The organism is Micromonospora sp. DT178 (genome assembly GCF_049841695.1).
GTDB lineage: Bacteria > Actinomycetota > Actinomycetes > Mycobacteriales > Micromonosporaceae > Micromonospora.
The window spans coordinates 155,888-180,082 of the sequence record NZ_JBNCKV010000017.1; the positions used below are offsets into that span (position 1 = coordinate 155,888).

The 24,195-nt window shown below is 74.1% G+C and carries 24 protein-coding genes and 1 tRNA gene; 15 read left to right on the plus strand and 10 right to left on the minus strand.

Going from position 1 to position 24,195, the window contains the following annotated elements; genetic code table 11:
• The first annotated feature begins 6 nt into the window (after nucleotides 1–6).
• The 3 genes from ACLQ22_RS26080 to ACLQ22_RS26090 all read left to right on the plus strand — a co-directional run bounded on the left by ACLQ22_RS26080 (nucleotide 7) and on the right by ACLQ22_RS26090 (nucleotide 1,150).
• Nucleotides 7–444, plus strand: a complete 438-nt coding sequence (locus tag ACLQ22_RS26080) for a DUF3052 domain-containing protein (protein WP_007072328.1) — start codon at nucleotides 7–9, stop codon at nucleotides 442–444.
• Between the two features lie 83 nt (nucleotides 445–527).
• On the plus strand, nucleotides 528–995 hold the full coding sequence (locus ACLQ22_RS26085) for a peroxiredoxin (protein WP_393001823.1): 468 nt from the start codon (nucleotides 528–530) through the stop codon (nucleotides 993–995).
• Nucleotides 996–1,075: 80 nt separating this feature from the next.
• Nucleotides 1,076–1,150, plus strand: a tRNA-Val gene (locus tag ACLQ22_RS26090).
• A gap of 132 nt (nucleotides 1,151–1,282) precedes the next feature.
• On the opposite strand, the gene ACLQ22_RS26095 is transcribed toward ACLQ22_RS26090, so the two are convergent.
• From ACLQ22_RS26095 to ACLQ22_RS26115, 5 genes are all read right to left on the minus strand, one after another.
• Nucleotides 1,283–1,525, minus strand: a complete 243-nt coding sequence (locus tag ACLQ22_RS26095) for a hypothetical protein (RefSeq protein WP_425694642.1) — start codon at nucleotides 1,523–1,525, stop codon at nucleotides 1,283–1,285.
• 94 nt (nucleotides 1,526–1,619) lie between these two features.
• Nucleotides 1,620–2,414: an ATP-grasp domain-containing protein gene (locus tag ACLQ22_RS26100; protein ID WP_425694643.1), complete on the minus strand. Its 795-nt coding sequence runs from the start codon at nucleotides 2,412–2,414 to the stop codon at nucleotides 1,620–1,622.
• 101 nt (nucleotides 2,415–2,515) lie between these two features.
• Nucleotides 2,516–3,418 (minus strand): aminoglycoside phosphotransferase family protein, encoded by a 903-nt coding sequence (locus ACLQ22_RS26105; protein WP_425694644.1) that lies wholly within the window; start codon nucleotides 3,416–3,418, stop codon nucleotides 2,516–2,518.
• 431 nt (nucleotides 3,419–3,849) lie between these two features.
• Nucleotides 3,850–4,512 (minus strand): response regulator, encoded by a 663-nt coding sequence (locus tag ACLQ22_RS26110; protein ID WP_425694645.1) that lies wholly within the window; start codon nucleotides 4,510–4,512, stop codon nucleotides 3,850–3,852.
• On the minus strand, nucleotides 4,509–5,633 hold the full coding sequence (locus ACLQ22_RS26115) for a sensor histidine kinase (protein WP_425694646.1): 1,125 nt from the start codon (nucleotides 5,631–5,633) through the stop codon (nucleotides 4,509–4,511). Before ACLQ22_RS26115 ends, ACLQ22_RS26110 begins: the two co-directional genes overlap by 4 nt.
• Before the next feature lie 228 nt (nucleotides 5,634–5,861).
• Here ACLQ22_RS26115 and ACLQ22_RS26120 point away from each other — a divergent pair, with 228 nt between their 5' ends.
• Nucleotides 5,862–6,314 carry a DUF6223 family protein gene (locus tag ACLQ22_RS26120; RefSeq protein WP_425694647.1) on the plus strand — a complete coding sequence of 151 codons (453 nt, stop codon included), beginning with the start codon at nucleotides 5,862–5,864 and terminating at the stop codon, nucleotides 6,312–6,314.
• A 188-nt stretch (nucleotides 6,315–6,502) separates the two neighbouring features.
• On the opposite strand, the gene ACLQ22_RS26125 is transcribed toward ACLQ22_RS26120, so the two are convergent.
• Nucleotides 6,503–7,375 carry a hypothetical protein gene (locus ACLQ22_RS26125; protein WP_425694648.1) on the minus strand — a complete coding sequence of 291 codons (873 nt, stop codon included), beginning with the start codon at nucleotides 7,373–7,375 and terminating at the stop codon, nucleotides 6,503–6,505.
• 139 nt (nucleotides 7,376–7,514) lie between these two features.
• Between ACLQ22_RS26125 and ACLQ22_RS26130 the strand changes: the two genes are divergently transcribed.
• From ACLQ22_RS26130 to ACLQ22_RS26140, 3 genes are all read left to right on the plus strand, one after another.
• Nucleotides 7,515–9,284, plus strand: coding sequence for a sigma-70 family RNA polymerase sigma factor (locus ACLQ22_RS26130; protein ID WP_425694649.1), 1,770 nt, complete (start codon nucleotides 7,515–7,517; stop codon nucleotides 9,282–9,284).
• A gap of 157 nt (nucleotides 9,285–9,441) precedes the next feature.
• Nucleotides 9,442–9,909 carry a GNAT family N-acetyltransferase gene (locus ACLQ22_RS26135; protein WP_425694650.1) on the plus strand — a complete coding sequence of 156 codons (468 nt, stop codon included), beginning with the start codon at nucleotides 9,442–9,444 and terminating at the stop codon, nucleotides 9,907–9,909.
• Between the two features lie 78 nt (nucleotides 9,910–9,987).
• A complete protein-coding gene (locus tag ACLQ22_RS26140; RefSeq protein WP_425694651.1) occupies nucleotides 9,988–10,785 on the plus strand; it encodes an alpha/beta fold hydrolase in 798 nt (265 codons plus the stop codon).
• A 17-nt stretch (nucleotides 10,786–10,802) separates the two neighbouring features.
• Here the strand turns inward: ACLQ22_RS26140 and ACLQ22_RS26145 are convergent, their stop codons facing one another.
• Nucleotides 10,803–11,384, minus strand: coding sequence for a dihydrofolate reductase family protein (locus ACLQ22_RS26145; RefSeq protein WP_425694652.1), 582 nt, complete (start codon nucleotides 11,382–11,384; stop codon nucleotides 10,803–10,805).
• A 74-nt stretch (nucleotides 11,385–11,458) separates the two neighbouring features.
• Between ACLQ22_RS26145 and ACLQ22_RS26150 the strand changes: the two genes are divergently transcribed.
• The 3 genes from ACLQ22_RS26150 to ACLQ22_RS26160 all read left to right on the plus strand — a co-directional run bounded on the left by ACLQ22_RS26150 (nucleotide 11,459) and on the right by ACLQ22_RS26160 (nucleotide 13,748).
• Entirely contained in the window at nucleotides 11,459–12,037 is a 579-nt protein-coding gene (locus tag ACLQ22_RS26150; RefSeq protein ID WP_121400890.1) for a TetR/AcrR family transcriptional regulator, read from the plus strand.
• 20 nt (nucleotides 12,038–12,057) lie between these two features.
• Nucleotides 12,058–12,534, plus strand: a complete 477-nt coding sequence (locus ACLQ22_RS26155; protein WP_425694653.1) for a GNAT family N-acetyltransferase — start codon at nucleotides 12,058–12,060, stop codon at nucleotides 12,532–12,534.
• Nucleotides 12,535–12,602: 68 nt separating this feature from the next.
• Complete coding sequence (locus ACLQ22_RS26160) at nucleotides 12,603–13,748, plus strand: polysaccharide pyruvyl transferase family protein (protein WP_425694654.1); 1,146 nt, start codon at nucleotides 12,603–12,605, stop codon at nucleotides 13,746–13,748.
• Between the two features lie 9 nt (nucleotides 13,749–13,757).
• Here ACLQ22_RS26160 and ACLQ22_RS26165 read toward each other — a convergent pair whose 3' ends face one another.
• Nucleotides 13,758–13,964, minus strand: a complete 207-nt coding sequence (locus ACLQ22_RS26165; RefSeq protein WP_121400365.1) for a hypothetical protein — start codon at nucleotides 13,962–13,964, stop codon at nucleotides 13,758–13,760.
• Nucleotides 13,965–14,048: 84 nt separating this feature from the next.
• Between ACLQ22_RS26165 and ACLQ22_RS26170 the strand changes: the two genes are divergently transcribed.
• A complete protein-coding gene (locus ACLQ22_RS26170) occupies nucleotides 14,049–14,570 on the plus strand; it encodes a DinB family protein (protein WP_425694655.1) in 522 nt (173 codons plus the stop codon).
• Nucleotides 14,571–14,633: 63 nt separating this feature from the next.
• Here the strand turns inward: ACLQ22_RS26170 and ACLQ22_RS26175 are convergent, their stop codons facing one another.
• A complete protein-coding gene (locus ACLQ22_RS26175) occupies nucleotides 14,634–15,506 on the minus strand; it encodes a carbohydrate kinase family protein (protein WP_425694656.1) in 873 nt (290 codons plus the stop codon).
• Between the two features lie 146 nt (nucleotides 15,507–15,652).
• On the opposite strand from ACLQ22_RS26175, the gene ACLQ22_RS26180 reads away from it, so the two are divergent.
• Complete coding sequence (locus tag ACLQ22_RS26180; RefSeq protein ID WP_425694657.1) at nucleotides 15,653–18,868, plus strand: SNF2-related protein; 3,216 nt, start codon at nucleotides 15,653–15,655, stop codon at nucleotides 18,866–18,868.
• A complete protein-coding gene (locus ACLQ22_RS26185; RefSeq protein ID WP_425694658.1) occupies nucleotides 18,865–19,884 on the plus strand; it encodes an SWIM zinc finger family protein in 1,020 nt (339 codons plus the stop codon). Before ACLQ22_RS26180 ends, ACLQ22_RS26185 begins: the two co-directional genes overlap by 4 nt.
• Before the next feature lie 31 nt (nucleotides 19,885–19,915).
• Here the strand turns inward: ACLQ22_RS26185 and ACLQ22_RS26190 are convergent, their stop codons facing one another.
• Nucleotides 19,916–20,173 (minus strand): DUF3040 domain-containing protein, encoded by a 258-nt coding sequence (locus ACLQ22_RS26190; protein WP_121400370.1) that lies wholly within the window; start codon nucleotides 20,171–20,173, stop codon nucleotides 19,916–19,918.
• Between the two features lie 471 nt (nucleotides 20,174–20,644).
• Between ACLQ22_RS26190 and ACLQ22_RS26195 the strand changes: the two genes are divergently transcribed.
• Nucleotides 20,645–22,714, plus strand: a complete 2,070-nt coding sequence (locus tag ACLQ22_RS26195) for a DUF1800 domain-containing protein (protein ID WP_425694659.1) — start codon at nucleotides 20,645–20,647, stop codon at nucleotides 22,712–22,714.
• Between the two features lie 20 nt (nucleotides 22,715–22,734).
• Nucleotides 22,735–24,102, plus strand: coding sequence for a DUF1501 domain-containing protein (locus ACLQ22_RS26200; RefSeq protein ID WP_425694660.1), 1,368 nt, complete (start codon nucleotides 22,735–22,737; stop codon nucleotides 24,100–24,102).
• Nucleotides 24,103–24,195: the final 93 nt, after the last annotated feature.

Consider the following 24,195-nt stretch of genomic DNA (forward strand, 5'->3'; position numbering starts at 1 on the left):
GCGACAGTGAGCGCGACCGCTGGTCAGGCCGCCGACGGGGTACGCAGCCTGGCGGACCGGTTCGGGATCGAACCGGGGATGGTCGTCATGGAGATGGGGTACGACGAAGACGTCGACCAGGATCTCCGTGACGCCCTGACCGACCGCTGTGGAGAGCTGGTCGACGAGGACACCGACGAGGTGGTCGACGCGGTGCTGGTCTGGTACCGCGACGGCGACGGTGATCTCTTCGAGCTTCTCGTCGACGCCCTCGGCCCGCTGGCCGACAACGGTGTCGTGTGGCTGCTCACGCCCAAGGCGGGGCGCGAGGGGCACGTCGAGCCGAGCGAGGTCGCCGAGTCCGCGCCCACCGCCGGCCTCCAGCAGACCTCCACCGTCAACGCCGGCCGGGACTGGAGCGGCGCCCGCCTCGTCCTGCGCCGCGGCGCCAAGGGCAAGAAGTAGGCCGACGCCGGCGATCACCCGGCGGCGCTCGCTGCCGGGTGTGGCAGGCTGTTGCCCATCCGACCCCATCCTGAGGAGCTCGCATGCCGATCGAGGTTGGCGCCGAGGCGCCGGACTTCGTGCTCAAGGACCAGAACAACCAGGAGGTCCGGCTCTCGGACTTCCGTGGCAAGCGCACCGTGCTGCTGGTCTTCTACCCGCTCGCCTTCACCGGGATCTGCCAGGGTGAGCTGTGCGAGGTGCGGGACAACCTCAACGAATACGTCAACGACGACGTCCAGGTGCTGACCGTCAGCGTCGACTCGGTCTACGCCCACAAGATCTGGGCCGACAAGGAGGGCTACCAGTTCCCGCTGCTGGCCGACTTCTGGCCGCACGGCGCGGTGGCCCAGTCGTACGGCGTCTTCAACGACGTCGCCGGCATCGCCAACCGGGGCACCTTCGTGATCGACAAGGCGGGCGTGGTCCGCTTCGCCGAGATGAACATGCCGGGCGAGGCGCGCGACCAGCAGGGCTGGCGCAAGGCCCTCGCCGAGGCCGTCGCGGCCTGACCAACCGGGCACGCCGTACGATCGGGCCGGTGGAGGGCAGGGTAAGCTTGCCACCCTCCGGCCCGCCGTACGGGCGTTCCGGGCGCGTAGCTCAGTGGGAGAGCACTCGCCTTACAAGCGAGGGGTCGCAGGTTCGAAACCTGCCGCGCCCACCATCACCACCAGCACCATCACCGGTCCCGTCAAGCCAAAGCTGCCGCCGATGACTGCAACCGGGCTGGTGCGGAGATCGCGGCCGAGGTCTACCGGTCCCCGGCCCGCAACGCCCGGTTGGGCGATCTTCGGCTTCAGCCGGTGGTGGGCGTCGCGATCCAGCGGTCGGGTCTCTCTTCGCGCCAGGTCAGCTGGCCCGTGAAGTGCCAGTGCCTACGGAGGTGCGCCAGGAGGTCTTGCTGGGCGGCCTCGACAGGTGCGCCTGGTGGCGTGTCGGGTAGGTCGCCGCAGCCGATGGCTTCCGGTGTCTCCCAGACCGAGATCCGCCACCGGTCGGGCGTCCGGTAGAGCAGGACCTGTTGGACGACCCCGTTCATGAGGGAAGCTCCCTGCCTCCTGCCCGGTCGCGGCGGTTCTGATTCGCGGACCTGAATCCGCCACGTTCGCATGGGGCCTCGCATGCGGGCGCGGTCATCGCGTACCGCTCTCCGCAGTGGGCCGAGGGGCTGCTGCGGGTCGCTGCGGCTGTCGGATGAACCGTCGGTCGCGCGCGCTGACCGACGCCGTCGGGCCGGCCGCTCGCAGGACGACGTCGAGGACCAGATCCGGGTCTGCTGCGTAGGCGCCGCTGGCCCACGCGGCATTTGCCTCGATGACGGCCCAGCGGCCGTCGGTCAGTCCCACGTCCACGACGACGGCGGACGGCAGCGTGTGCCCGTATCCGGCGAGGAGGTCGGTGCCGAAGGCCAGCGCGTCGGTCGACGCAGGGCCGAGGCGTAACCGGCCGTGCTCGGCGTACTGGCTGCCCGCGTGGACGACACCGTCGAGCAGGTGCAGCCGGTACTCGGCGGTGAAGTCGACGATGTCGCTGACGAGCACCGGAGTTCGTCGGTCGACGGCATCCGGACCGGGAAGGCGGGAGCCGTCGGTGTAGATCATCGCCGGGATGTTCTTGTCGTTGGGTGACTTGATGAACGCTGGTCGACGGAGTTCGTAGGCCTCGCCGATGGCGACCAGGTCGATCTCCCGGCGGGTGAGGTCACGGGGAAGCCGAGCCAGCCAGTTGGGCGCGGCCTCCAGGAGGGCGATCCCGAGCAGCGGTGCGACGACGTCGGCGAAACTCGGGCCCGCAAGGAGGTGATCGGCGCGCGTCCCGGCGGGTACCTCGAAGGTGCGGAGCTGGATGGTGCGTAGTCCGCGTCGGTGAGCGGCGTCGCGCAGGCTTTCCGCCGAGGCGGTGAGGCGCGGCGGCAGGACCAGGGTCACGGCCGAAGACCCTGCCCCGGCCTGAACATCAGGCTTCGTCGCGTACGGCGCTGCGACTGGCGGGTCCGCTGGGCGCGGAGGCACCCGGCCGGTAGTGGCGCTCACGCCAGTTCGGCGATCACTGCGCGGACCATCCGGCGGCCGTGCTCGGCCATCCGGGGGAAGGTGTGCCGGTAGTAGTCGATGCCGGTCAGCGACGGTGCGAGGGCCCAGCCGCAGGCACGGTGCCAGGTGGCGTCGTCGTACCCGATCGCCTCCCGGTACGCGTCGCGAGCCGCGCCGGTGAAGGTCCACAGCGCCGGTGCCACGTCCGGTGCCGGGTCGCCGACACCGAGTGCCCCGAAGTCGACGACCGCGGCCAGCCGGCCGGCGTCGGTGATCAGGTTGCCCGGCTGCAGGTCGCCGTGGATCCATACGGGGTCCCGGTCCCAGTCGGGAGCGGCGAGACAGGCGTCCCAGGCGGTCGCGGCCGCCGCCACGTCGAAGCCGTCGTCGTGCTCGGCGAGGCGCGGCAGCACATGGCGGACGGCCGCGTCGACGTGGCGCAGGGCGGACCCGCGCGAACCCGGTGGCTTGACCGGACCTCCGGCGGGATCCACCCGGTGCAGGGCGTGGACGAAGGCCGCCACGTCGCGGGCCAGGATCACGTCGTCGCAGCCGAGCCGGGGCGGTGTCTCGCCCGGGGCCCACGGCACCACCGTCCACCGCCACGGGTAACCCTCGTCCGGCTCGCCGACGTGCAGCGGAACGGGGATCCGCACCGGCAGGTGGGGCGCCAGCACGGGCAGCCAGCGAGCATCGGAATCGGCCTGGTCGACCGCCGAGGCGATCTTGGGCATCCGGGCGACGAGGTCGTTGCCGATCCGGAACAGTACGTGGTCGGTGCCCTCCAACTCGTCGGCCAGGGGCGTCACGGGAAGGTCGGCCCACGGCGGGCACTGGGCCGCCACCAGGCGGCGCACCTGACCGACGGTGGCGCGGACCTCGTCATCGTGGATGGGCACGACCGGCACGGTAATGCGGTGCGGCGGCGCGATGCCAACCGATTAGTCCGGCACAGCACTTTGCCTGCGCTCGCAGCGTTGGTCGTCAGCCCCATCGCCGGCTGGCCGCTCCCGTAGCTCGTTGCGAGTCTCGTCTCAGTTCTCGTCTCATTCACTGACGTTCAGGGCGGATCGGGAACGACGTCAGGTGTCGATCCTTCCTGGTGACGGAGGCCGGCGAACCTCGGTGGACAGCGCGTCGTGGAAATTGCAAGCGAGGGATCGCAGGTTCGAAACCTGCCCCGCCCACCCATTCACCACCAGCACCGGCATCAGCCCGAAGGGCATGGCGGCCCAGGACGGGTCGACAGGAGCATCGGGACGGCGGATCGCGCGCCGTCCGCACCACCGTCGGCGGTCTGCGGGCCGAGCTGATCGGCCCGTGACCGGTGTCAGCGGTTGCGCGGGGTGACCAGGCCGGATTCGTAGGCGAGGACCACGAGTTGGGCTCGATCCCGGGCATGGAGCTTGATCATGGCCCGATTGATGTGGGTCTTCGCGGTCATCGGGCTGATGACCATGCGTTCGGCGATCTGGTCGTTGGACAGGCCCTGAGCGACCAGGGCGACGGCCTCGCGTTCGCGGGCGGTCACGCCCTCCAGTCCCCTGTCGAGACCGGCGGGGAGCGGCTGGGTGACGTACCGGTCGATCAGCCTGCGGGTGATCGACGGTGCGAGCAGCGCGTCGCCGCGCGCGGCGACGCGTACGGCGTGCAGGAAGTCCTCCGGCAGGATGTCCTTGACGAGGAATCCGGCTGCGCCGGCGCGCAGCGCGTTGAAGACGTACTCGTCCATGCCGTAGTTGGTCAGGATGACGACGTGCACCCCGGCCAGGGCCGGGTCCGCGGCGATACGCCGGGTCGCCTCGATGCCGTCGACGACCGGCATCTGGATGTCGATGAGAGCGATGTCAGGCAGGTGTTCCCTGGCCAGGGCGAGGCCCTGTTCCCCATCGGCGGCCTCGGCCACCACCTGGATGTCGTCCTCGAGGTCGAGGAGTGCGCGGAAGCCGCTGCGGATGAGCGGCTGGTCGTCCACCAACAGGACACGGATCATGAGGTCCGGTCCACGGGGAGTTCAGCCTGGACAGTGAAGCCGCCCTCGCCGCGTGGCTCCGCTCGCAGGCTGCCGCCGAGGGCGCTGACCCGTTCGCGCATCCCGAGCAGCCCGACGCCGGACACCGGGGCGGTGCCCGGCGTGGCCTTGCCGTCGTCGTCGACTCGTATGGCGAGGGTGTCCGGACGGTAGTCGATCCGTACCGACGCGGTGGCGGCGTTGGCGTGGCGGACGATGTTGGTGAGCGACTCCTGAACGATCCGGTAGCCGGTCCGGTCCACCGCGGCCGGCACGTCGTGTCGTTGTCCTTCGATCGTCAGTGTCGCGTGCAGGCCGGTGGTGCGGGCCCCTTCCACCAGTTCGAGGACGTCGTCGAGCCCTCGCGGCGGGGCCGTGTCGTCGCCGCGCAGCGCCTCCAGCGTCGCGCGTAGCTCCCGGGTGGCCTCACGTCCGGCCTGCTGGATCGCCAGCAGGGCCTCCGGCACGTGTTCGCCGCGCTTGCGGGCCACGTGGACGGCGACCTCGGCCTGCACCTTGATGATCGAGATCTGGTGGGTGAGCGAATCGTGCAGCTCCCGCGCGATGTGCAGCCGTCCCTCGTCGGCGCGGCGCCGCGCGGTCTCCTCCCGGGTGCGCTCGGCTTCCTCTGCCCGCCGTTCGGCCTGCCGCAACGCTTCACCCGCAGCCCCGGCCGCGATCAGCCAGGCCAACTCGAGGGCGCCTCGGGCCTGCGCGAACGCCTCGCCCGTGTCGTGCAGGCCCGAGGCCAGGGCCGCGAGGGGGAGAGCGGCCAGCATGATCACGCTTGCCGCCACCGTGATGCTCCGGTGCCCCGCCCGTACGGCGGTGTACACCGCGAACAGGTACGCGACGGCGGGCACGTCGAAGCCAGCTGCCTGGTAGCCCACCGCGCACAGTCCGGTGACAGCCAGGGTGGCAACTGGCGCCTGGCGGCGCGCTGCCACCGCCAGACCGCCGCCGGTCAGTAGCGCGTAGCCGAGCAGATCGAGGTTCGTGGCGGAGTTCTTGGACAGCCCGGTGACCAGCAGCGCCGCTGCCACACCGACGGCGATCGCCCAGTCTGCGACGCCAGCCCGGACCGCGGACCGCCCTGTGTTCATGCGCGCACCTTAACCGGACGCCGCCGCAGGCGGATCCCGCTCACGAACGAGCGGTCGCGTACCGCGCCCGCGGTACCTTCCCGACGCCTGCGGCGTCCGTGGCAGCCGGATGCCCCAGCGGCGGCAGCACGAAGTGCATCCGGCTGCGGGACGCCCCGCGGTACGCCCGGCGACATGATCGGGCGACACCGAGTCCCGGAACGGGACGCAGGAAAAGAGGAGAGCGACATGAGGTCATCAGGAGCCCTGTCGTCAGTCCGACGTGTGCTTGCCGTGGTCGGGGCGGCCCTGCTCGGGGTGTTCGCGTCTGCCGTACCGGCGGCCGCGGACGGCTCGGCCCAGCCGGTCGCCGCCGGCGTCACCGCCATGAGCTCAGGGCGGCTCGGAGCCACCGTGGCGGTCGTGCTGGGGCTGTCGGGTGTGGTCGTCGGTGGGCTGGCTCTGGCTCGCCCCGCCGGTCGTTTCGGTACCGGCTCCGGGCGACTCGGCGTCATCGTGGCCGTGGCGGCGGGGCTGCTCGGCATGGCCCTCGGTGGGCTGGTCGCGGCCACCTCCGACGGTGCCATCGGCACCGGCAACGGGCTGGGCGGGGCCATCGTGGCGCTGGTGGTGGGGCTGATCGCCGTGACCCTCGGTGGGCTGGCCCTGGCAAGCTCCCGCCGCCTGCGCCGCACCGGCTGACCGGTTACGGCGACGCGGTGGCCGGCCCCGAGCCTCGGACGGTGGCTTCCGCCTCGCCGATCACGGCTCCCAGCGTCGAGGCCGGGGGAGCCGCAGGCCAGGGGCGCGGCTGCCGCGACGAACCACGACCGGTGCGGGGAAGGGCCGCCGGACGACCGGCGGTCCCTCCCCGTTCCCCGATCGGTGGGTCAGCTCGCGCAGACGGCGTACGCGCGCACCTTCCAGTTGCCGCTGAAGCCGTCCTCGTCCTCGGCGGCGGAGACGGTGGCGACGGTCGAGGTGGTGGCCCGCATCTGGGTCAGGCGCACCTGCCCGTCGCCGCCGAGGATCTCGCCGCCCACCCCGTGCACCCGCGTCCCGGCCGGGCAGGTGGCCGTGATCGACCGGGTGGCGGCGGAGCTGTAGACGCTGTCGTCGATCACGCGCTGCTCGCCGGGCAGCGGGTCGGCGCAGATCGCGACCGCGTCCAGCCACCAGCTGCCGGCGAATCCGGTGCCGTCCTCGGCACCCGCCACCACGACGCTGTTCTGGTGGATGCGCAGGTCCTCCAAGACGACCTCGCTGTTCGCCGCCCCGACGACAGCGCCACCGACCCCGATGGCGTGCTTGCCGGCCGGGCAGGACTTCTCGAACCAGTTCGACGTGCCGAAGCTGGGCGCCGAACTGCCGGACACCATCACCAGGCCGGCGGGCGGCGTGGCGCAGATCGCGTTCGCCGTGACCGCCCAGTTGCCGCCGACGCCGTTCTCGTCCTCCCGGCCCGTCACCGAGTACGCGTCCCCGCCGATCAGCGGACGCATGATGTCCATGCCGACCTGGCCGAGGCCGGAACCGGTGATCGCGCCACCGCCGCCGATGACCTTGGTGCCGGCCGGGCAGGTCGTGTTCTGCGTCTTCGCGGAGCTGTTGCTGGGGCCGGTCGTCGTCCTGACGGTCAGGCCGGGCACCGCCGCCACCGGCCCGGCGAGGGCCAGCTGGCCGAGTACGAGCGCGCTCAGCGCGGCTCCCCCCACGGCGGCCGTCCGACGCGTCCACCGGGTGCGGTTCGATCCCTCTCGCATGGTGTCTCTACCTTTCTCGGGGCTGTTCGGTATTGCTGACACCGGTAGGAGCGCGGTCGGGTCGGGATGCCAACAGAAAGACCCGAAGAAAATAATCCGCGGTTCTACTGGACCCGTCGACGAGCAGCGAGGGAGACGGATGGACACGGCGGCACGGGACGACACCGCACTGGTCGAGGCGGTGCGCCGCGGTGATCGGGCCGGCCTGGAGGGCATGTACCGGCGGTACGCCGACCGGCTCTACACGTACGCCCGGACCATGCTGCGCGAGCCGGAGGCCGCCGCGGACGCCGTCCACGACGCGTTCCTCACCGCCAGCCAGCGCATCGGCCAGCTCCGCGAGCCCGACCGGCTGCGCTCCTGGCTGTACGCGATCGTGCGCAACGAGTGTCTCCGGCAGCTGCGGCAGCGGTCCCGTTCCCTGCCGCTGGAGGAGGCCGACGAACCGGCGGCCGACATCGCCGACCCAGGCACGGGCGTCAACGCCGATCAGGTACGCGACCTGGTGCACACCGCCGTCGCCGCGCTGAACCCGGGCGACCGTGAGGTGGTCCACCTGGCCATCCGCCACGACCTGTCGTCGGCCGACATCGGCGCGGCCCTCGGGGTGCCCGCGAACCACGCGCACGCCCGCCTGTCGCGCGCCCGCGCACAGCTCGAACGGGCGCTGGGGGCGCTGCTGGTGGCCCGCACCGGAGCCCGGGACTGCCCGACCCTCGCCGGCCTTATCGACGGCTGGCAGGGCCGGCTCACCCCGACCCTGCGCAAGCGGGTCTCGCGGCACATCGAGAGCTGCGCCGTGTGCGGGCTGCTCCGGCGGGAACAGCTCAGCCCGGCCGCGCTGCTGTCGGCGTACACGGCCCCGGCCTTCCTGGTCGTCGCCGACACGGTGTGGCCGCGACTGGCCGAGACCAGCGCGACCGGCGTCGGGGCCGATCCGGCGGGTGCGGTCACGGCCGATCCGGCGCCCGGCGCGGAGGCCGATCCGGCGGGTGCGGTCACGGCCGACCCGGCGCCGGCGACCGACGGGCACCCCCGGGCGGGGGACGCCGGGCCGGCGGACGAGACGGTCGACCCGCCCCCGTCGACGACCGACGTGGCCGTGGGCTCGGGCGGCGCGGCGGCGGTTTCGGGCGGTGCGGCCGTGCTCCCGGTGGGTGGGGCGGCGCCGCGCGCTGCGGCGCACGCCGTGCGGACGGCCTCCCCGGCGAGCCGCGACCGGCGCCGTCGGCGGCTGGCCGCGACCGCAGCCCTGTTGGTCCTCCTCGCCGCGCTCGGCACCTGGGCACTGGCACCCGGGCGCCCGACCGCCGCGCAGGACGGCTCCGGTCGACCGGTGTCCGAGGCGTTCGGATCACCGGCCGGTGAACCCGTGCCGCCCGCGCCCGCGCCGCCGTCCGGCACGGCCACGGACCCCGGCACCCGGGCTGCCGACCCGCCGGCGGCCGGTACCGCCGGTCCGGCGTCCGGTTCCGCCGTCGCGCCGACGCACGGCGGCGGGGCAGCCCGGACCGACGCGCCCGACGTCGCGCCGGGCGGCGTCGCACCGGCACCGACCACGGCACCGAGCAGGCCCCCGGTCGCGCCCCGGCCGACCGGCGCGCCGCAGGTCGCCGCGCCGTTCACGGTCTCCGCCACCGCCCACGTGCGGTGCGGCTCGGAGACGTACAGCCTCGTGGTGCGGGCCGCCGGCAGTGCCACGCTCGTCGCCGCCGAGGTGCGCTGGACACCCGCCGGGGGCAGGACGTCGGCGCGGGCCCTGACGGTGGACGGATCGGCGGCGCGGGGGACCGTCGGGCGGTTGCGCGCGGCGACGCTGACCTGGTCGGTGCGGGCGACCACAACGGACGGCCGTACGGCGCAGAGTCCCACCTACCCGGTCACCGACCCGTGCGTCCGGCCGGGGTAGCCGGCCGACCGTCAACGGTTCGCGGCGCAGGAGGAGGAGCCTCAACGAATGTCGCTGCCGACGGAGTCAGCACCGGGCGCAAGGCGGAAGTAGGCCCCGAGGTCCTTGTTGTCCTTCCCGGACGGTCTGGTCCGTGCGGCTGAAATACCGTGTCGGGGTGACGCTGAGACTGGAGCCGATGACCGACGAGCAGTACCTCCGGTACCGGCAGCGGGCGGAGGCCAGCTACGCGCGGAACATCGCCGAGTCCGGCGCGATGCCGGAACCGGAGGCCGAACGGAAGGCGCGGGAGGAGTACGCGAAGCTTCTGCCCGACGGCCTGGCCACGCCGGGTCACCATCTCTGGACGGCGTACGACGGTGACGACGAGGTCGGCATGCTGTGGCTGCACGTCGAGCAGAAGTCGGACGGCCTCCACGCCTTCGGCTACGACTTCGAGGTGCGACCGGAACTGCGGCGCAAGGGCCACGGGCGGGCCATGATCCAGGCCGTCGAGGAGCGGTGCCGGGAGTGGGGAGTCGTCTCGATCGGCCTGAGCGTCTTCGGCTTCAACCTCCCCGCGCGGACGCTCTACGAGCAGATGGGCTTCGAGGCGACCGCCATCCGGATGCGCAAGCGGCTGTAGCTCGCGGGAGCGGCGGCGGGGCGCGCCCGGACGGCCGATCGCCCGCGTGCGTCGTACGGCCCGGGGTTGGATGGGGCGATGAGCTACGCGGAGGTCGACGGGCTGCGCCTGTGGCACGAGGAGCACGGCGCCGGCCGCCCGCTGCTGTTGTTGCACGGCGGCTTCGGGTCGGCGGAGATGTTCGCGCCGATCCTGCCGGCGCTGGCCGAGCGTCGTCGGGTGATCGCCGTCGACCTCCAGGGCCACGGGCGCACCGCCGACGTCGACCGTCCGCTGCGCTACGAGTCGATGGCCGACGACGTCGCCGCGCTGGTCGTGCACCTCGGCCTGGCCGAGGCCGACGTGATGGGCTACTCACTCGGCGGCGGCGTGGCGCTGCGTACCGCGATCCAGCACCCGGCGCTGGTGCGCCGGCTGGTCGTCGTCTCCGCGCCGTGCCGGCGGCAGGGCTGGTACCCGGAGGTGCTGGCGGGCATGCCCGAGCCCGACGAGCGGGTGGGCGGGCGGATGCGGGGCACTCCGCCGTACGAGCTCTACACCCGCGTCGCGCCCCGACCGGGGGACTGGTCGCGGCTCTGGGCGAAGACCGGCGAGCTGCTGCGCCGCGACTACGACTGGTCGGCCGAGGTGGCCGCCCTCACCGTGCCCACCCTGCTGGTCTTCGCCGACGCCGACTCGGTCAGCGCCGCGCACATGGTGGAGTTCTTCGGGCTGCTCGGCGGGGGCCGCCGGGATGCCGGCGGGGAGGGCACCGACCGCCCGGCGTCGCGGCTCGCCGTGCTGCCGGGGCTCACCCACTACGACATCGTCGTCTCGCCGGCGCTGCCCGCCGCCGTCCTGCCGTTCCTCACCCACCCGGTGTCGCCGCCCGGCTGACGCCGGACGGGCACCGGCTACTCCGCCCCGGCGGGGCGGGCGTAGTGGAGGATCACCACTCCGCTGTCGAACGGACGCGTGTCGACCAGGTCGAAGCGGCGCGGGTCGAACCCCCGGGCGACGAGCGGGACGCCGCTGCCGATCACGCACGGGTTGAGCTTGACGACCAGCTCGTCGACGTCGGGCAGGAGTTGGCCGGCGAGCTGTCCGCCGCCGCAGAGCCAGATGTCGCGGCCGGGGCGGCGCTTCAGCTCCCGGACGAACTCCACCGGATCCGTGGAGACGATCTCCACCTCCGGCTCGGCGGCCGGCGGCAGGGTGCGGGAGAAGACGTACTGCTTCAGGTGGGCGTACGGGCTGGTGACGCCCATCCTGAGGCCCGGCTCGTAGGAGGCCCGGCCCATCAGCACCGCGTCGAAGCGGCCCTCCGGCTCCTCGATGCCGAACTGCGGGTGGGCGAACGTGGGGAGCGTCTGCGGCCAGTTCGCCGTCAGGTGGGCCGCCACGTCGGGATCCAACCGCAGGAAGTCGTACGACCCGTCGGGGCCGGCGATGAAGCCGTCGAGGGTGCTGGCGACGTAGTACACGAGCTTGCGCAAACCGATCCCCAATCACTACTGATGTCGTGGATGAAGCTACTACACCCATAGTGGTTCTTGCTAGGGTGTTCCCCGTGGCGAGAAACGTGGAACGACGGGCGGCCCTGGCCGACGCGGGGCTGCGGGTGCTGGCGGCGACCGGGGCGCGCGGCCTGACCCACCGGGCGGTCGACGCCGAGGCGGGCGTGCCGACCGGCACCGCCTCCAACTACTTCCGCTCCCGCGACGCGCTGCTCGGCGCGCTCGGCGAGCGGATCATGGAGCGGTTCGCCCCGGACGAGCGGGTCCTGGCCGAGCTGGGCGCCCGTGAGCCGTCGCTGGAGCTGTTCACGGACTACCTGCGCTACATCGTCGAGCGGACCACCCGGCAGCCCGACCTCACCCGGGCGCTGATCGAGCTGCGGCTGGAGGCGGCCCGCCGCCCCGACCTGGCCCGCATCCTCGGCGACACCCTGCGCCGGGGTTACCGCGACGACGTCGCGTTCCACCTCGCCGCCGGATTACCGGGTGGCGCGTTCGAGGTCGCTCTGCTGCACTACGCCATGGACGGGCTGCTGCTCGACCTGCTCGGCACGTCCATCGAGGCGGGATTCGACCCCGACGACGTGGTCGTGGCGTTCGCGTCCCGGCTGGTCGGCGCCGCCGACCGGTGACCGGCGACAGGGGAGACGCGGTGAAACTGAGACCCATGACGGCCGAGGAGTTCGCGCGACGGCGGGAGCCGCTCGTGCGCTCGTACGCCGAGGCGATGGTCACCGATCGCGGCCTGGCCCCGGCCGAGGCCCTGGAGCGGGCCACCACCCAGCTGCGCGAACAGCTCCCCGACGGCGTCGACAGCGCCGGCGCCCTGCTCCGCACGGCCCGGGTGGGCGACGTCGAGGTGGGCTGGATCTGGGTCGGGCTCCCCGGCGGCCCCGCCGGGGCCCACACCGCATGGCTCAACAACGTCGAGGTGCATCCCGGACATCAGAGACAGGGGTACGGGCGGCGGATGATCCAGCTCGTCGAGGCGGAACTCGCCGCCCTCGGGGTGCCCGAGCTGGGGCTGAACGTCTTCGGCTCCAACACCGGGGCCATCCACCTCTACCACAGCCTCGGCTACCGGGTGGCCGCCCAGCAGATGACGAAGCGGATCTCCCCGGGCGGCTGAGCCCGTCAGGAGTGTTCCCCGGCGCAGCGGGAACCCCCGCCCCGGACGCACCTGGGGAGGAGCGACGGATGAGGCATGGTGGCGGACTGACCATCGGTGTGCTCGGCTCGTACGGCGGTCGCAACCTCGGTGATGAGGCGATCCTGACCGGTCTGCTGGCCGACCTTCGGGAGCAGGAGCCGAACGGGCGGATCATCGTCTTCTCCCGGAACCCGGAGCACACCAGGACCGCCCATCCCGACGTGGAGGCGGTGCCCTGGGAGGGGATCAGCCGGACCGACTCGGCGCTGGTCCTGGCCCAGCTCGACGTGCTGATCCTCGGCGGCGGCGGCATCCTCTACGACCGGGAGGCCCGCCGCTACCTGCGGGTGGTCCGGGTCGCCCAGGAGCGGGGCCTGCCGCTGCTGACGTACGCGGTGGGGGTCGGGCCGCTCAGCGAGGGCGTGGACACCGGCATGGTGCGGGAGACCCTGGCCAGCGCCGCCCAGGTGACCGTACGGGACCAGGAGTCCCGGATGGTGCTGGAGGAGGCGGGGCTGCTCAACCCGATCACCGTGACCGCCGACCCCGCGTTCCTGATCGAACCCGAGGACTTCCCGGCGGAACTGCTCCGCGAGGAGGGGGTGCCGGCCGGCAAGCGGCTGGTCGGGATGAGCGTACGGGAGCCGGGCCGGGCCGCCGAACGGCTCGACGTCGACGGCTACCACCGCCTGCTCGCCCAGATCGGCGACTTCCTGGTGCACCGGATCGACGCCTACGTGCTCTTCGTCCCGATGGAGCGCGACGACATCCGGCACTCGCACGGCGTGCTGTCGCACATGGTCGCCGCCGAGCGGGGCCGGATCCTGCACGGCACCTACTCGCCCCAGCAGGTGCTCGGGCTGATGCGCCACTTCGACCTGGCCGTGGGCATGCGGCTGCACTTCCTGATCTTCGCCGCGATGGCGGGCACGCCGTTCCTGCCCCTGCCGTACGCCGGCAAGGTCTTCGACCTCGCCCAGCGGCTCGGGGTGCCGGCCCTGCGCGGCGTGGAGCGGGAGGTCGAGGGCCCGCTGCTGGCCGAGGTCGACCGGCTCTGGGACGAGCGCGAGCAGCGGGCCGAGGCCACCGCCCGGCGCGTGGCCGAGGTGTGCGACGAGGCCCGGGGAACCTCCCAGGTCACCCGCGCCGTGCTGGACAGCCTGCGCGCCCGCAGCCTGGCCCCGGCGGCCTGACCCGCCGGCTCAGACCGCCGGCCCGCGCCAGCGGTAGCACCACCGGTCGGCGTCGGCATCCACGGACTCCAACTCGTAGATCTCCGCCTCGGCCAGCCCCTTCGCACCGAGGTGGTGGTGGGTCAGCGGCGGGCGGCCGTTCGGGTCCAGCTCCACGGTGACGGTCTCGCCGTCGGCCACGCCACCGACCAGGGGGATTTCTGCCGTTGATGCCATGCGCCCCATCCTGCCCCGCCCGGGGAGACCCCGCAGCGGATAGCGGGGCAGCGGGCCGGGGCGGGGCGGCACTAGGGTCGGTGGATGGCGGAGATGACGATCGATCCCACGCTCGGCCCGGTGCTGGCGCGCACCGGCGACGAGCGGGCCGTGCTCGAATCGTTCCTCGACTTCCATCGGGGCGTGCTGCTGCGCAAGCTGCGCGGGCTCTCCGACGCCGACGCGGCCCGTCGGCTGGTGCCCTCGGCCACGACCGTCGCCGGCCTCGTCAGACACCTGACGCTGGTGGAGCGGAACTGGTTCCCGTGCCTGCTCGCCCCCGGCCCGGGCGACGTCTACCTCACCTCGCAGGAGGACGCGGAGGCGAGCTTCACGCTCACCGACGGGGACACCGTCGAACGGCTCGCCGCCGCGTACGAGCGGGCCTGCGCGCGGTCCCGGGAGGTCGCCGGCCGGTTCGACCTCGACCACGTGGTGCCGCACCCGCAGCTCGGTGAGGTCTCGCTGCGCTGGATCCTCGTGCACATGATCGAGGAGACCGCCCGGCACGTCGGGCACGCCGACATCCTCCGCGAGCTGACCGACGGCTCAACCGGCGCGCTCTGACCGCCGCCCGGCCGGCGCGGCGACCTGACCCGGGGCGCGCCGCGCGGCGACGGACAGCGGGGCTCAGCGACGGGGCAGCAGGCCGGGCGGATACTCCATGCCGTCGTGGGTGCAGGCCGCCGCGGCGACCCGGGCCGCGTACGCCGCCGCGTCGGCCAGCGCCGCGCCGCGCAGCCGGCCGGCGATCACGCCCGCCGCGAAGGCGTCCCCCGCGCCGTTGGTGTCGACGACCGCTGCGGGCGGCACGGCGGCGGGCACCGCCCTCGGCACGCCCCCGCCGGTGTGCAGCTCGGCGCCCTCCGACCCCCGGGTCACCAGCACCGTGCGGGGCGCCAGCGCGGCGGCGAGCGCGCCGGCCCTCGCGCCCAGCCGGACCCCGCTGACGAAGACCAGGTCGGCCACCTCGGCGAAGGGCCGGTGGTAGGCGTTCCCGCCGTCCCAGTCGTGCAGGTCGGTGGAGAGGACGGCGCCGTCGGCCAGCCCCGCGCGCAGGGCGGGCAGCAGGGGAAGCGTCCAGTCCATGATCGACAGGTGCACGTGGGCCGCCTGCCGGACCAGCGCGGTCACCTCGGCTGCCGGGAACGGCGCCGGCCCGTGCCAGGGGCGCGGGTCGTAGAGCGACATCCGCCGGCCGGCCGGGTCGACCATGTTCACCGACCGCCGGGTGCCGGCCGGGGCGTCGCCCAGCACGGCGTGCACGCCGGTGCGGGCCAGCGCGGCGCGGACCACGTCGCCGGCCGGGTCGGCGCCGATGACGTCGACCACCGCCGCCCGGAGCCCGAGCGCGTGCGCGGCGAGCGCCACCCCGGCGCCGGTGTTGCCGATCCGCAGGTCGATCGGGTCGACGGTGACGGAGTCGGCGGCGGGCAGCGGGATCGCGGGCACCCGCACCCGCACGTCGACGCCGAGGCCGCCGATCACGAGGAGGTCGTACACGCGCCCGACCCTATCCCCGCCGGCCGGCGGGGATAGGGCCCAGGGCCGCCCGCCGCCCGCTCGTCCGGACGGCCGACGGTGTGCTGGTCGGGGCCGCCGGGCCCGGACCGATATCCTCGCCGGGGTCGTCGCGAGGAGGGGGACGCGTGCTGGTCGTCCACGGGGTCTGGCGGTCCGGCGTCGGGCTCGCCGTCTGGGCCGAGGACAGCGCGCTGCCGGCCCACGCGCCGCGCCGCCCGGGCCGGGCGCCCCGGGAACGGCCGCACCCGTTCGCCGCCGACCAGGCCGCGTTGGCCGCCGCGCTGGCCGCGACGGCCGAGCCGGCCGACCTCGGCACCGCCCTGCTCACCCTCCCCACCCGGGCCGGCGCGCCGCTGGACTCCCCGGAACTCGTCCGCGCCGACGTCGCCGGGGCGCCCCGCGGGCCGGTCACCCTCGCCGGCTGGCGGGTGCCCGTCCTCCGGTACGCCCCCGACGCCGCCCTGGCCCTGCTGCGCGGCGTCGACGCGGTGGCCGCCGTGCCGGGCGCGACCCTGCGCCACCTCGCCGAGCTGGCCGACTTCGCGGTCGACCTGGCGGCCCGGGGCCGGGTCCTGCCCGGCCTCGCCGAGGCGCCCCTGGCGGCCCGTTCCCGGCCGGACGGGGAGCGGGCGGAGGCCGTCGCCCGGGCGGTGTGGCGACCGCTGCTGACGGGCACGGACGCCGCCTGGGCCCGGGCGCTGGCGTTGGCCCTGCCCCCGGCCGCCCGCGCCGCCACCGGGCCGGACGGACCGGGCGACCCCGGTGCCGCCGCCGGGGCGGGCACCCCGTCCGGTCGCCGCGCGCGACCCGGCCCGCCCGCCGGGCGCCACCGGCCCGCGCCGGGCGCCGCCGACGCGCCGGGCACGCTGGTCGCCGACGCGCTCGACGCACTCACCGACGCCGCCGTCCGGGCGGCCCTGGCGGAGACCGCGCTGGCCCGGGGCGTACGCCCGAACGGCGCCGTGCCGGCCTGGCTGGCCGCGCTCACCGGGCCGGTGCGGGAGTTCGCCGCCGACCCGGCCGCGCTGGACACGCTGCGCGCCGAACTGGACGCCTGGCAGCGCGACGCGGCCGGCGGCGCCGTGCGGGCCAGCTTCCGCCTGGTCGAGCCGCCGGCCGACGAGGTCATCGAGCCGGTCGTCGTGGTGCCCGCCGACCCGGCGGCGACGGTGCGGCCGGCCGGGCGGTGGCGGGTCGAGTTCGGGCTCCAGGCGGCCGACGAGCCGAGCCTGCACGTGGACGCCGGGCAGGTCTGGCGGGCGCCGGAGAGCGTCGCCGGGCTGGCCGGTCGCGGCGACGACCCGCAGGAGACCCTGCTCGCCGAGCTGGGGCGCGCCAGCCGGCTCTGGCCCGAGCTGGACACCGCCCTGCGCACGGCCACGCCGGAGGCCCTGGAGCTGGACGTCGAGGGGGCGCACCGGTTCCTCCGCGAGGGCGCGCCGGTGCTGCACGCCGCCGGGTTCGCGGTGCTGCTGCCGTCCTGGTGGCGGCGCCCGTCGTCCCGGCTCGGCGCCCGGTTGCAGGCCCGCAGCCGCACCGCCCCGGGCACCGTCGCCGCCACCGTCGGGGGCGTCGGGCTGGACGCCCTCGTCGACTACCGCTGGGAGGTGTCCCTCGGCGACCAGCCGCTCACGGCCGAGGAACTGGCGTCGCTGGCCGCGCTGAAGACCCCGCTGGTGCGGCTGCGCGGGCAGTGGGTGGAGCTGGACCCGAAGCGGCTCGCCGCCGGCCTGCGGCTGCTCCGGTCCTCCGGCGAGCTGACCGTCGCCGACCTGCTCCGCCTCGGCCTGGCCGACGCCGAGCAGCCGGACGCGCTGCCGGTGCTGGAGGTCAGCGCCGACGGCGCGCTGGGCGACCTGCTCGCCGGGGCGGTGGAGCGGCGGCTCGCCCCGCTGGACCCGCCGCCGGCGTTCCAGGGCACGCTGCGGCCGTACCAGCGCCGGGGGCTGGCCTGGCTGGCGTTCCTCCAGTCCCTCGGACTCGGCGCGGTGCTCGCCGACGACATGGGGCTGGGCAAGACGGTGCAACTGCTCGCCCTGCTCGCCGGGGACCCGCCGGACGCCGGCCCGACCCTGCTGGTCTGCCCGATGTCGCTGGTGGGCAACTGGCAGCGCGAGGCGGCGCGGTTCACGCCGGGGCTGCGCGTACACGTGCACCACGGCGCGGAGCGGGCGCGGGGCGAGGCGTTCGGCGCGGCCGTGCACGGCGCGGACCTGGTCCTCACCACCTACTCGGTCGCGGCCCGCGACGCGGTCGACCTGGCCGGGATCGACTGGCGGCGGGTGGTCATCGACGAGGCCCAGGCCATCAAGAACGCCGCCACCCGGCAGGCCGAGGCGGTCCGCGCGCTGCCCGCGCGGCACCGGATCGCCGTCACCGGCACGCCGGTGGAGAACCGGCTGGCGGACCTCTGGTCGATCATGCAGTTCGCCAACCCCGGGCTGCTGGGCCCGGCGGCGACCTTCCGCAAGAAGTACGCCGAGCCGATCGAGCGGCACGGCGACGCCGAGACGGCCGAGCGGCTGCGCCGGATCACCGGCCCGTTCGTGCTGCGCCGGCTCAAGACCGACTCCTCGATCATCTCCGACCTGCCCGAAAAGCTGGAGATGGAGGTGCTCTGCAACCTCACGGCCGAGCAGGCGTCGCTCTACCGGGCGATCGTCGACGACATGCTGGCGCGGATCGAGTCCAGCGACGGCATCGAGCGCCGCGGGCTGGTGCTCGCCGCCATGACCCGACTCAAGCAGGTCTGCAACCATCCCGCGCAACTGCTGCGCGACGGCTCGGCGCTGCCCGGCCGCTCCGGCAAGCTGGCCCGCCTGGAGGAGATCCTGGACGAGGTCCTCGCGGCGGGGGAGCGGGCCCTGCTCTTCACCCAGTACGCCGAGTTCGGCGGCATGCTGCGCGGGCACCTGTCGGCCCGGTTCGGCCGGGAGGTGCTCTTCCTGCACGGCGGGGTCGGCAAGGCCGACCGGGACGCGATGGTGACCCGGTTCCAGTCCCCGGGAGGGCCGGCGATCTTCGTCCTGTCGCTGAAGGCCGGCGGCACCGGGCTCACGCTCACCGAGGCCAACCACGTGGTGCACGTCGACCGGTGGTGGAACCCCGCCGTCGAGGACCAGGCCACCGACCGGGCGTTCCGCATCGGCCAGCGGCGCCGGGTGCAGGTCCGCAAGTTCGTCTGCGCCGGCACGGTGGAGGAGAAGGTGGCGGCGCTGATCGCCGACAAGCGCAGCCTCGCCGCCTCGGTCGTCGGCACCGGCGAGCAGTGGGTCACCGAGCTGTCCACGACGCAGCTGCGCGAGCTGTTCACCCTGGAGGCCGGGGCGGTGGTGGAGTGAGCGGGCAGCCGGAGAGCGACGGCGGCGCCAACGGCCGGTTCGCCGACTACGGCCGGCCGCGCCGGGTCGACGGCGGGCTGAGGGCCCGCAGCACCCGGGGGGCCATCGGCCGGTCCTGGTGGTCCCGGCGCTTCCTGGAGGTGCTGGAGTCGTTCGCCCTCGGCACCCGGCTGACCCGCGGCCGGTCGTACGCGCGGGCCGGCCAGGTGGTCCGCCTGGACGTCGCCCCCGGCACCGTCGACGCCGTGGTGCAGGGCTCCCGTGCGCAGCCGTACGAGGTGAGCATCGCCCTGCCGCCGTTCCCCGAGGCGCTCTGGGCCCGCGTCGAGGCGGAGCTGGCCGCCCAGGCGTTCTTCAGCGCCCGGCTGCTGGCCGGCGACCTGCCCCCGGAGCTGGAGGAGCTGTTCGCGGGCGCCGGCGCCCCACTCTTCCCCGCCGGCGTCGCGGAGCTGCGGCAGCGGTGCAGCTGCCCCGACTTCGCCGTGCCCTGCAAGCATCTGGCGGCCACGTTCTACCTGCTCGCCGAGGCGTTCGACGCCGACCCGTTCCAGTTGCTGCACTGGCGGGGCCGGAGCCGGACGCAGCTGCTCGACCGGCTGCGCGCCCTGCGGGCCGGCGCCGCAGGCGTCGACGACCAGCCGGACGCGACCGAGGGCGTGCCGCCGGCCGCGTCGTCCACGACGAACGGTGTGGCACCGGCGCCGTCCACCACGGACGGTGCCGCGCCGGCGTCGATACCGTCCACACAGGACGATGACGCTGCGGGAGCCGGGCGGGACACGGTGGACGTCCCGCCGGTCGGCGCGTCCCGGGCGCTCGCCGGCCTGCCGACGGCGCCGCTGGCCGAGGCGGTCGACCGGTTCTGGCTGCCACCGGTCCCGTTGCCCGACCGGCCGCCCAGCCTGTCGACCGGACCGGACCTGCTGCTGCGGCAGCTCGGCGCGCCGGCCCCCGCCATCGGCGGGCCCGGCCTCCTCGAGCGGCTGCGGCGGGCGTACCGGCTCCTCGGCCGGTGAGACCGCCGGCGGAACGGTACGGGGCCCCGGGTCACAGCCAACGGCGGCGGAACCGCCACATGAGCGCGGCGTTGGCCACCAGGACCACCGCGCAGACGGCCCCGGCCAGTCGCCCGGCCAGCACGGTCATCGCCGGCAGCGAGGCCCACAGCACGATCGTCAACAGCATCAGCCATCGGCCGCGCCGGGCCCGGGCCCGGTTGTCGAGCCGGGCGAAGAACGCCGGATCACTCTCCCGGAGCTGACGGGTGATCTGCTCGAACCTGCGCTGATCCTCTTTGCTGAGCATGTGCCTTCCCCTCACGTGTTCAGCGGTTCGGCGGCATACCCGCTGCGGCGGCGGCTCACGCTCCCGTCCTGCTGCTACTTTGCGGTCCCGTCCCGGCGGCGCCCCTCCGGCCGCGCCCTGAGCCCTGCGGCGAGCGGGGGGAGCGCCTCAGCGCAGGCTTAGCCGAACCTTAAATTTGCCTGTGGCGATGTAAGTGGCGTCCCGCGTCGGCTCTGCCCCGATGGCCGGATCCGGCCCGTGGCGTGCCGCGTAGGCCCTGCTCGCGAGGTCCGTGCCGGGGCGCCCCGAGTTCCGGCGCCGCCGACCCGCGCTGAGCGGCGCCTTAAGTGCCCTCCTGGGGCCTTCCGGTGCTGCTTGAAGGCCCCTGAACGCTTCATTACCTTCCGGTGACAACCCCCTCAGGCACCAGTCGCCGCACCTGCACCCGTGCCCGGTGCCAGTCGTCGCGGCGCAGCAGAAACGGATTGGTACATGGCCGACCAGAATGTGCCACCACGGCGACCGCGGGACGATCGCGGATGGGACGGGCGTCAGTACCCCGCCGCCGACGGTCACCGCGACACCCACCCCTCCACCCCGTACGGCCACGACCCGCGCACGCAGCACCAGGGTGGACACCCCGCCGACCCGCGGGAGCAGTACGCGCACGCCGGGCACCCGGCAGCGCGCGGGCCGCAGTGGGTCGGCCCGGACGGCTTCGCGCGGCAGGCGGGCGCGCCGTCGGCCGGCCCCGGACTGCCCAACCTGGACGACGACGAGCCGGGCCGCAAGGTCGGCCGACGCAAGGCCCTCGCGGCCCTCGGCGGGACCGCGGCCGTGGTCGCCGGTGGTGCCGCCCTGGCGATGACCCCGCAGATCCGCAGCCTCTTCGGCGACGAGGCCGTGGCCGGCGACGCCACCGGCACCACGGTCACCGACGGCACCCCGGCCCGCCCGAGCGGCCAGCAGCCGAGCACGGTGCGCACCTACACCGAGCAGAACGAGAGCTACATGGGCTCCCGGGCCGGCGAGGCGCTGAAGAAGAACGCCCCGGCCGGCGGCCGCACCTTCTCCGGGCCGGCCGCCGCGGCCGCGGAGACCAAGGTGACCGTCAAGACGGTGCTCGCCAAGGACCCGGTCCTGCACCTGGCCCGGCGGGCCACCTTCGGCGCCACCCCGCAGGTCGTCGCCGACATCAAGGAGCGGGGCATCGACGGCTGGCTGCGCTGGCAGCTCGACCCCGACAAGATCGCGCCGACGAGGGCCGAGCTGAAGCTCGCCGACCTGCCGACGCTGAAGCTGGGCACCGCGCAGCTGCGCGAGCAGCGCGACCAGCTCAACGAGCGGGGCGCGCAGCCGGAGAAGGAGATGGTGGACGCCACCATCGCCCGGCAGATCTGGTCGAAGCGGCAGCTGTTCGAGGTCATGGTCGACTTCTGGAACGACTTCCTGCACGTCGCCGCGGACTTCGACGGGGGCGAGGTGTACCGCGCGTCCTTCGACCGGGACGTCGTCCGGGCGCACGCCCTCGGCAGCTACCCCGAGATGCTGCTCGCCGCGAACCGGCACCCGGCGCTGCTGCTCTACCTCAACCAGAACGACTCCCGCGCCGACGCGGTCAACGAGAACCTGGCCCGGGAGAACCTGGAGCTGTACTCGGTCGGCGTCGACGGCGGCTACACCGAGAAGGACGTCCGGCAGGCGGCCCTGCTCCAGACCGGCCGGGGCGTCAACGACGGGAAGTACGTGTTCCGCCCCGAGCGGCACTACGTCGGCAAGGTGAAGGTCCTCGGGTTCACCCACGCGAACAACTCGAAGGACCCGAAGAAGGCCGAGGCGGCCATCGACGCGTACATCACCTACATCGCGCTGCACCCGTCCACCGCCAAGTACGTGGCGCAGAGCCTGGCCACCCGGTTCGTCTCGGACACCCCGCCGAAGTCCCTCGTGGAGCGGCTGGCCAAGTCGTACACCCTGAACAAGGGCATGATCAAGCCGGTGCTGATGACGCTGTTCAGCTCCTCGGAGTTCTGGGCGGCGGTGGGCCAGAAGGTGCGCCGGCCGATGGAGTACCTGGTCGCCACGTACCGGGCCCTGGGGGTGTCCCCGGAGGCGTCGCCGAAGCACGACAACGGCGACAACAAGCGCACCCCGTACGCCCGGGGGCTGCGGCAGATCCACGACAGGATGCGCGAGCTGGGCCAGTACCCGATGGGCCAGCCCACCCCCGACGGCTACCCGGACGTCTACGTGGCCTGGACCTCCGCCGGCACCATGGTGCACGGCTGGAACGAGGCGGGCGAGCTGCTCGCCGGCCGGCGTACCGTCTTCACCTACACCCCGCCCGAGAAGCTGGTGGCCCGGCCCCCGGCCACCGCCGGGGCGTACGTGGACGCGCTGGCCCTGCGCCTGGTGGGCCAGAAGCTGAGCGCCAGGGAGCGGTCCCTGATCCTCGGCGTGGCCGGCGTGTCGGCCGGCGACAAGGTCGACGCCACGTTCGACGGGGCCGTCACCGCCGTAGCGCGGGCGATCCTCGCTTCCCCCCAGCACCACCTCCGGTGAGGCACCCGATGGAGAAGACTGTGCACACGTTCCCCCTGCACCCCGAATGCCCCGACCTGCGGCGGCTGGCCGACGACCCGGCCGAGGCGCTGCTGCGGGCGGAGGCCGACATCGTCGCCGCCGAGAACGCCGCCGAGGCCGACCGCTACCGGCGGCTGGAGGACCTGGAGGAGGCCCAGCAGGACGGTCGCGGCGTCACCCGGCGGACGTTCGTGGCCGGCGCCGCCGCGACCGCCACCGCCCTCGCCACCGCCCAGTTCGTCACCACCTCGGCCTCGTTCGCCGCCACCAAGACCGGCACCCTGATCCACGTCTTCCTCTACGGCGGGCTGGACGGGCTGAGCCTGGTCGCCCCGGCGGACGACCCGGTGCTCGCCAAGGCCCGCCCCGACCTGCTGCTCGGCAACGACTCCCTGGCGGTGGGCCGCGGCTTCAAGCTGAACAGCGCGTTCAAGCCGCTGGAGCCGTGGCTGAAGAGCGGCAACCTCGGCTTCGTCCCGGCGGTCTCCGACGAGCGGCTGTCCCGTAGCCACTTCCAGGCCGCGGACGCCTGCAACCTCGGCGGCCTGCCCAGCGAGACCGGCGGCCGGGGCTGGCTGGACAGCCTGGTCGACGCGCTCGGCACGGGCACCGCGTTCCGCAGCGTCGGCATCGGCAGCACGCTGCCCCGGTCGCTGGTCGGCAACAACGGCGCGCTCTCCCTCAACAGCGTCGGCTCGCTGCGGCTCAACGGCGACGACCGGTACCGGGCCGCGACCGAGAAGGCGATCAAGGGGCTCTTCACCGGGATCAACCACCCGGTGCAGGAGGCCGTGCAGGACGGCCTGGGCGCGCTGGCCACCGCGCAGCGCCTCGCCGCGAAGCCGTACCAGCCGGCCGAGGGCGTCGAGTACAAGGGCGTCGGCTACGCGTTCCAGCAGCTCGCCCAGCTCATCAAGGGCGGGGCGAACGTCCGGGTCGCCACCGTCGGGATGGGCGGCTACGACACCCACGAGAACCAGGGCACCCGCGACGGCGGTCAGCTGCACCGGCGGCTCAACGAGCTGGCCGGGGCCATGGCGGCGTTCTTCACCGACCTGGGGGAGAAGTCCGCCGACGTGACCATCATGGTCTCCAGCGAGTTCGGCCGGCGGGTCGCCTCCAACGGCGGCGGCACCGACCACGGCCACGGCGGGGTGGTCACCCTGCTCTCCGGCCGCAAGCTCGCCGGCTCGCTGCTGGGCACCTGGAACGGACTGGACGACCTGGACTCCGGCGACGTGCCCGAGTACAACAACATGTTCAACGTCTACGGAGCCGTCGCGCAGGGCCGCTTCGGGCTCACCAACGCGGAGGTGGACAAGATCTTCCCCCGGCAGAAGTACCGCCCGATGAAGCTGTACGCGTGACGTACCCGCGCACCCACGCCGCCGGCATCCTGGTGCTGGTCGGCCTCACCAGCATCCGGGCGATCCGCACCGCGCTGCCCTACGAGCTGTGGC

Excerpts from the sequence above, each read along its gene's own strand:
- ACLQ22_RS26085 (WP_393001823.1), top strand. The coding sequence starts at position 528 with ATGCCGATCGAGGTTGGCGCCGAGGCGCCGGACTTCGTGCTCAAGGAC.
- ACLQ22_RS26095 (WP_425694642.1), bottom strand. The coding sequence starts at position 1,525 with ATGAACGGGGTCGTCCAACAGGTCCTGCTCTACCGGACGCCCGACCGG.
- ACLQ22_RS26110 (WP_425694645.1), bottom strand. The coding sequence starts at position 4,512 with ATGATCCGTGTCCTGTTGGTGGACGACCAGCCGCTCATCCGCAGCGGC.
- ACLQ22_RS26115 (WP_425694646.1), bottom strand. The coding sequence starts at position 5,633 with ATGAACACAGGGCGGTCCGCGGTCCGGGCTGGCGTCGCAGACTGGGCG.
- ACLQ22_RS26120 (WP_425694647.1), top strand. The coding sequence starts at position 5,862 with ATGAGGTCATCAGGAGCCCTGTCGTCAGTCCGACGTGTGCTTGCCGTG.
- ACLQ22_RS26125 (WP_425694648.1), bottom strand. The coding sequence starts at position 7,375 with ATGCGAGAGGGATCGAACCGCACCCGGTGGACGCGTCGGACGGCCGCC.
- ACLQ22_RS26130 (WP_425694649.1), top strand. The coding sequence starts at position 7,515 with ATGGACACGGCGGCACGGGACGACACCGCACTGGTCGAGGCGGTGCGC.
- ACLQ22_RS26140 (WP_425694651.1), top strand. The coding sequence starts at position 9,988 with ATGAGCTACGCGGAGGTCGACGGGCTGCGCCTGTGGCACGAGGAGCAC.
- ACLQ22_RS26160 (WP_425694654.1), top strand. The coding sequence starts at position 12,603 with ATGAGGCATGGTGGCGGACTGACCATCGGTGTGCTCGGCTCGTACGGC.
- ACLQ22_RS26165 (WP_121400365.1), bottom strand. The coding sequence starts at position 13,964 with ATGGCATCAACGGCAGAAATCCCCCTGGTCGGTGGCGTGGCCGACGGC.
- ACLQ22_RS26170 (WP_425694655.1), top strand. The coding sequence starts at position 14,049 with ATGGCGGAGATGACGATCGATCCCACGCTCGGCCCGGTGCTGGCGCGC.
- ACLQ22_RS26190 (WP_121400370.1), bottom strand. The coding sequence starts at position 20,173 with ATGCTCAGCAAAGAGGATCAGCGCAGGTTCGAGCAGATCACCCGTCAG.
- ACLQ22_RS26195 (WP_425694659.1), top strand. The coding sequence starts at position 20,645 with ATGGCCGACCAGAATGTGCCACCACGGCGACCGCGGGACGATCGCGGA.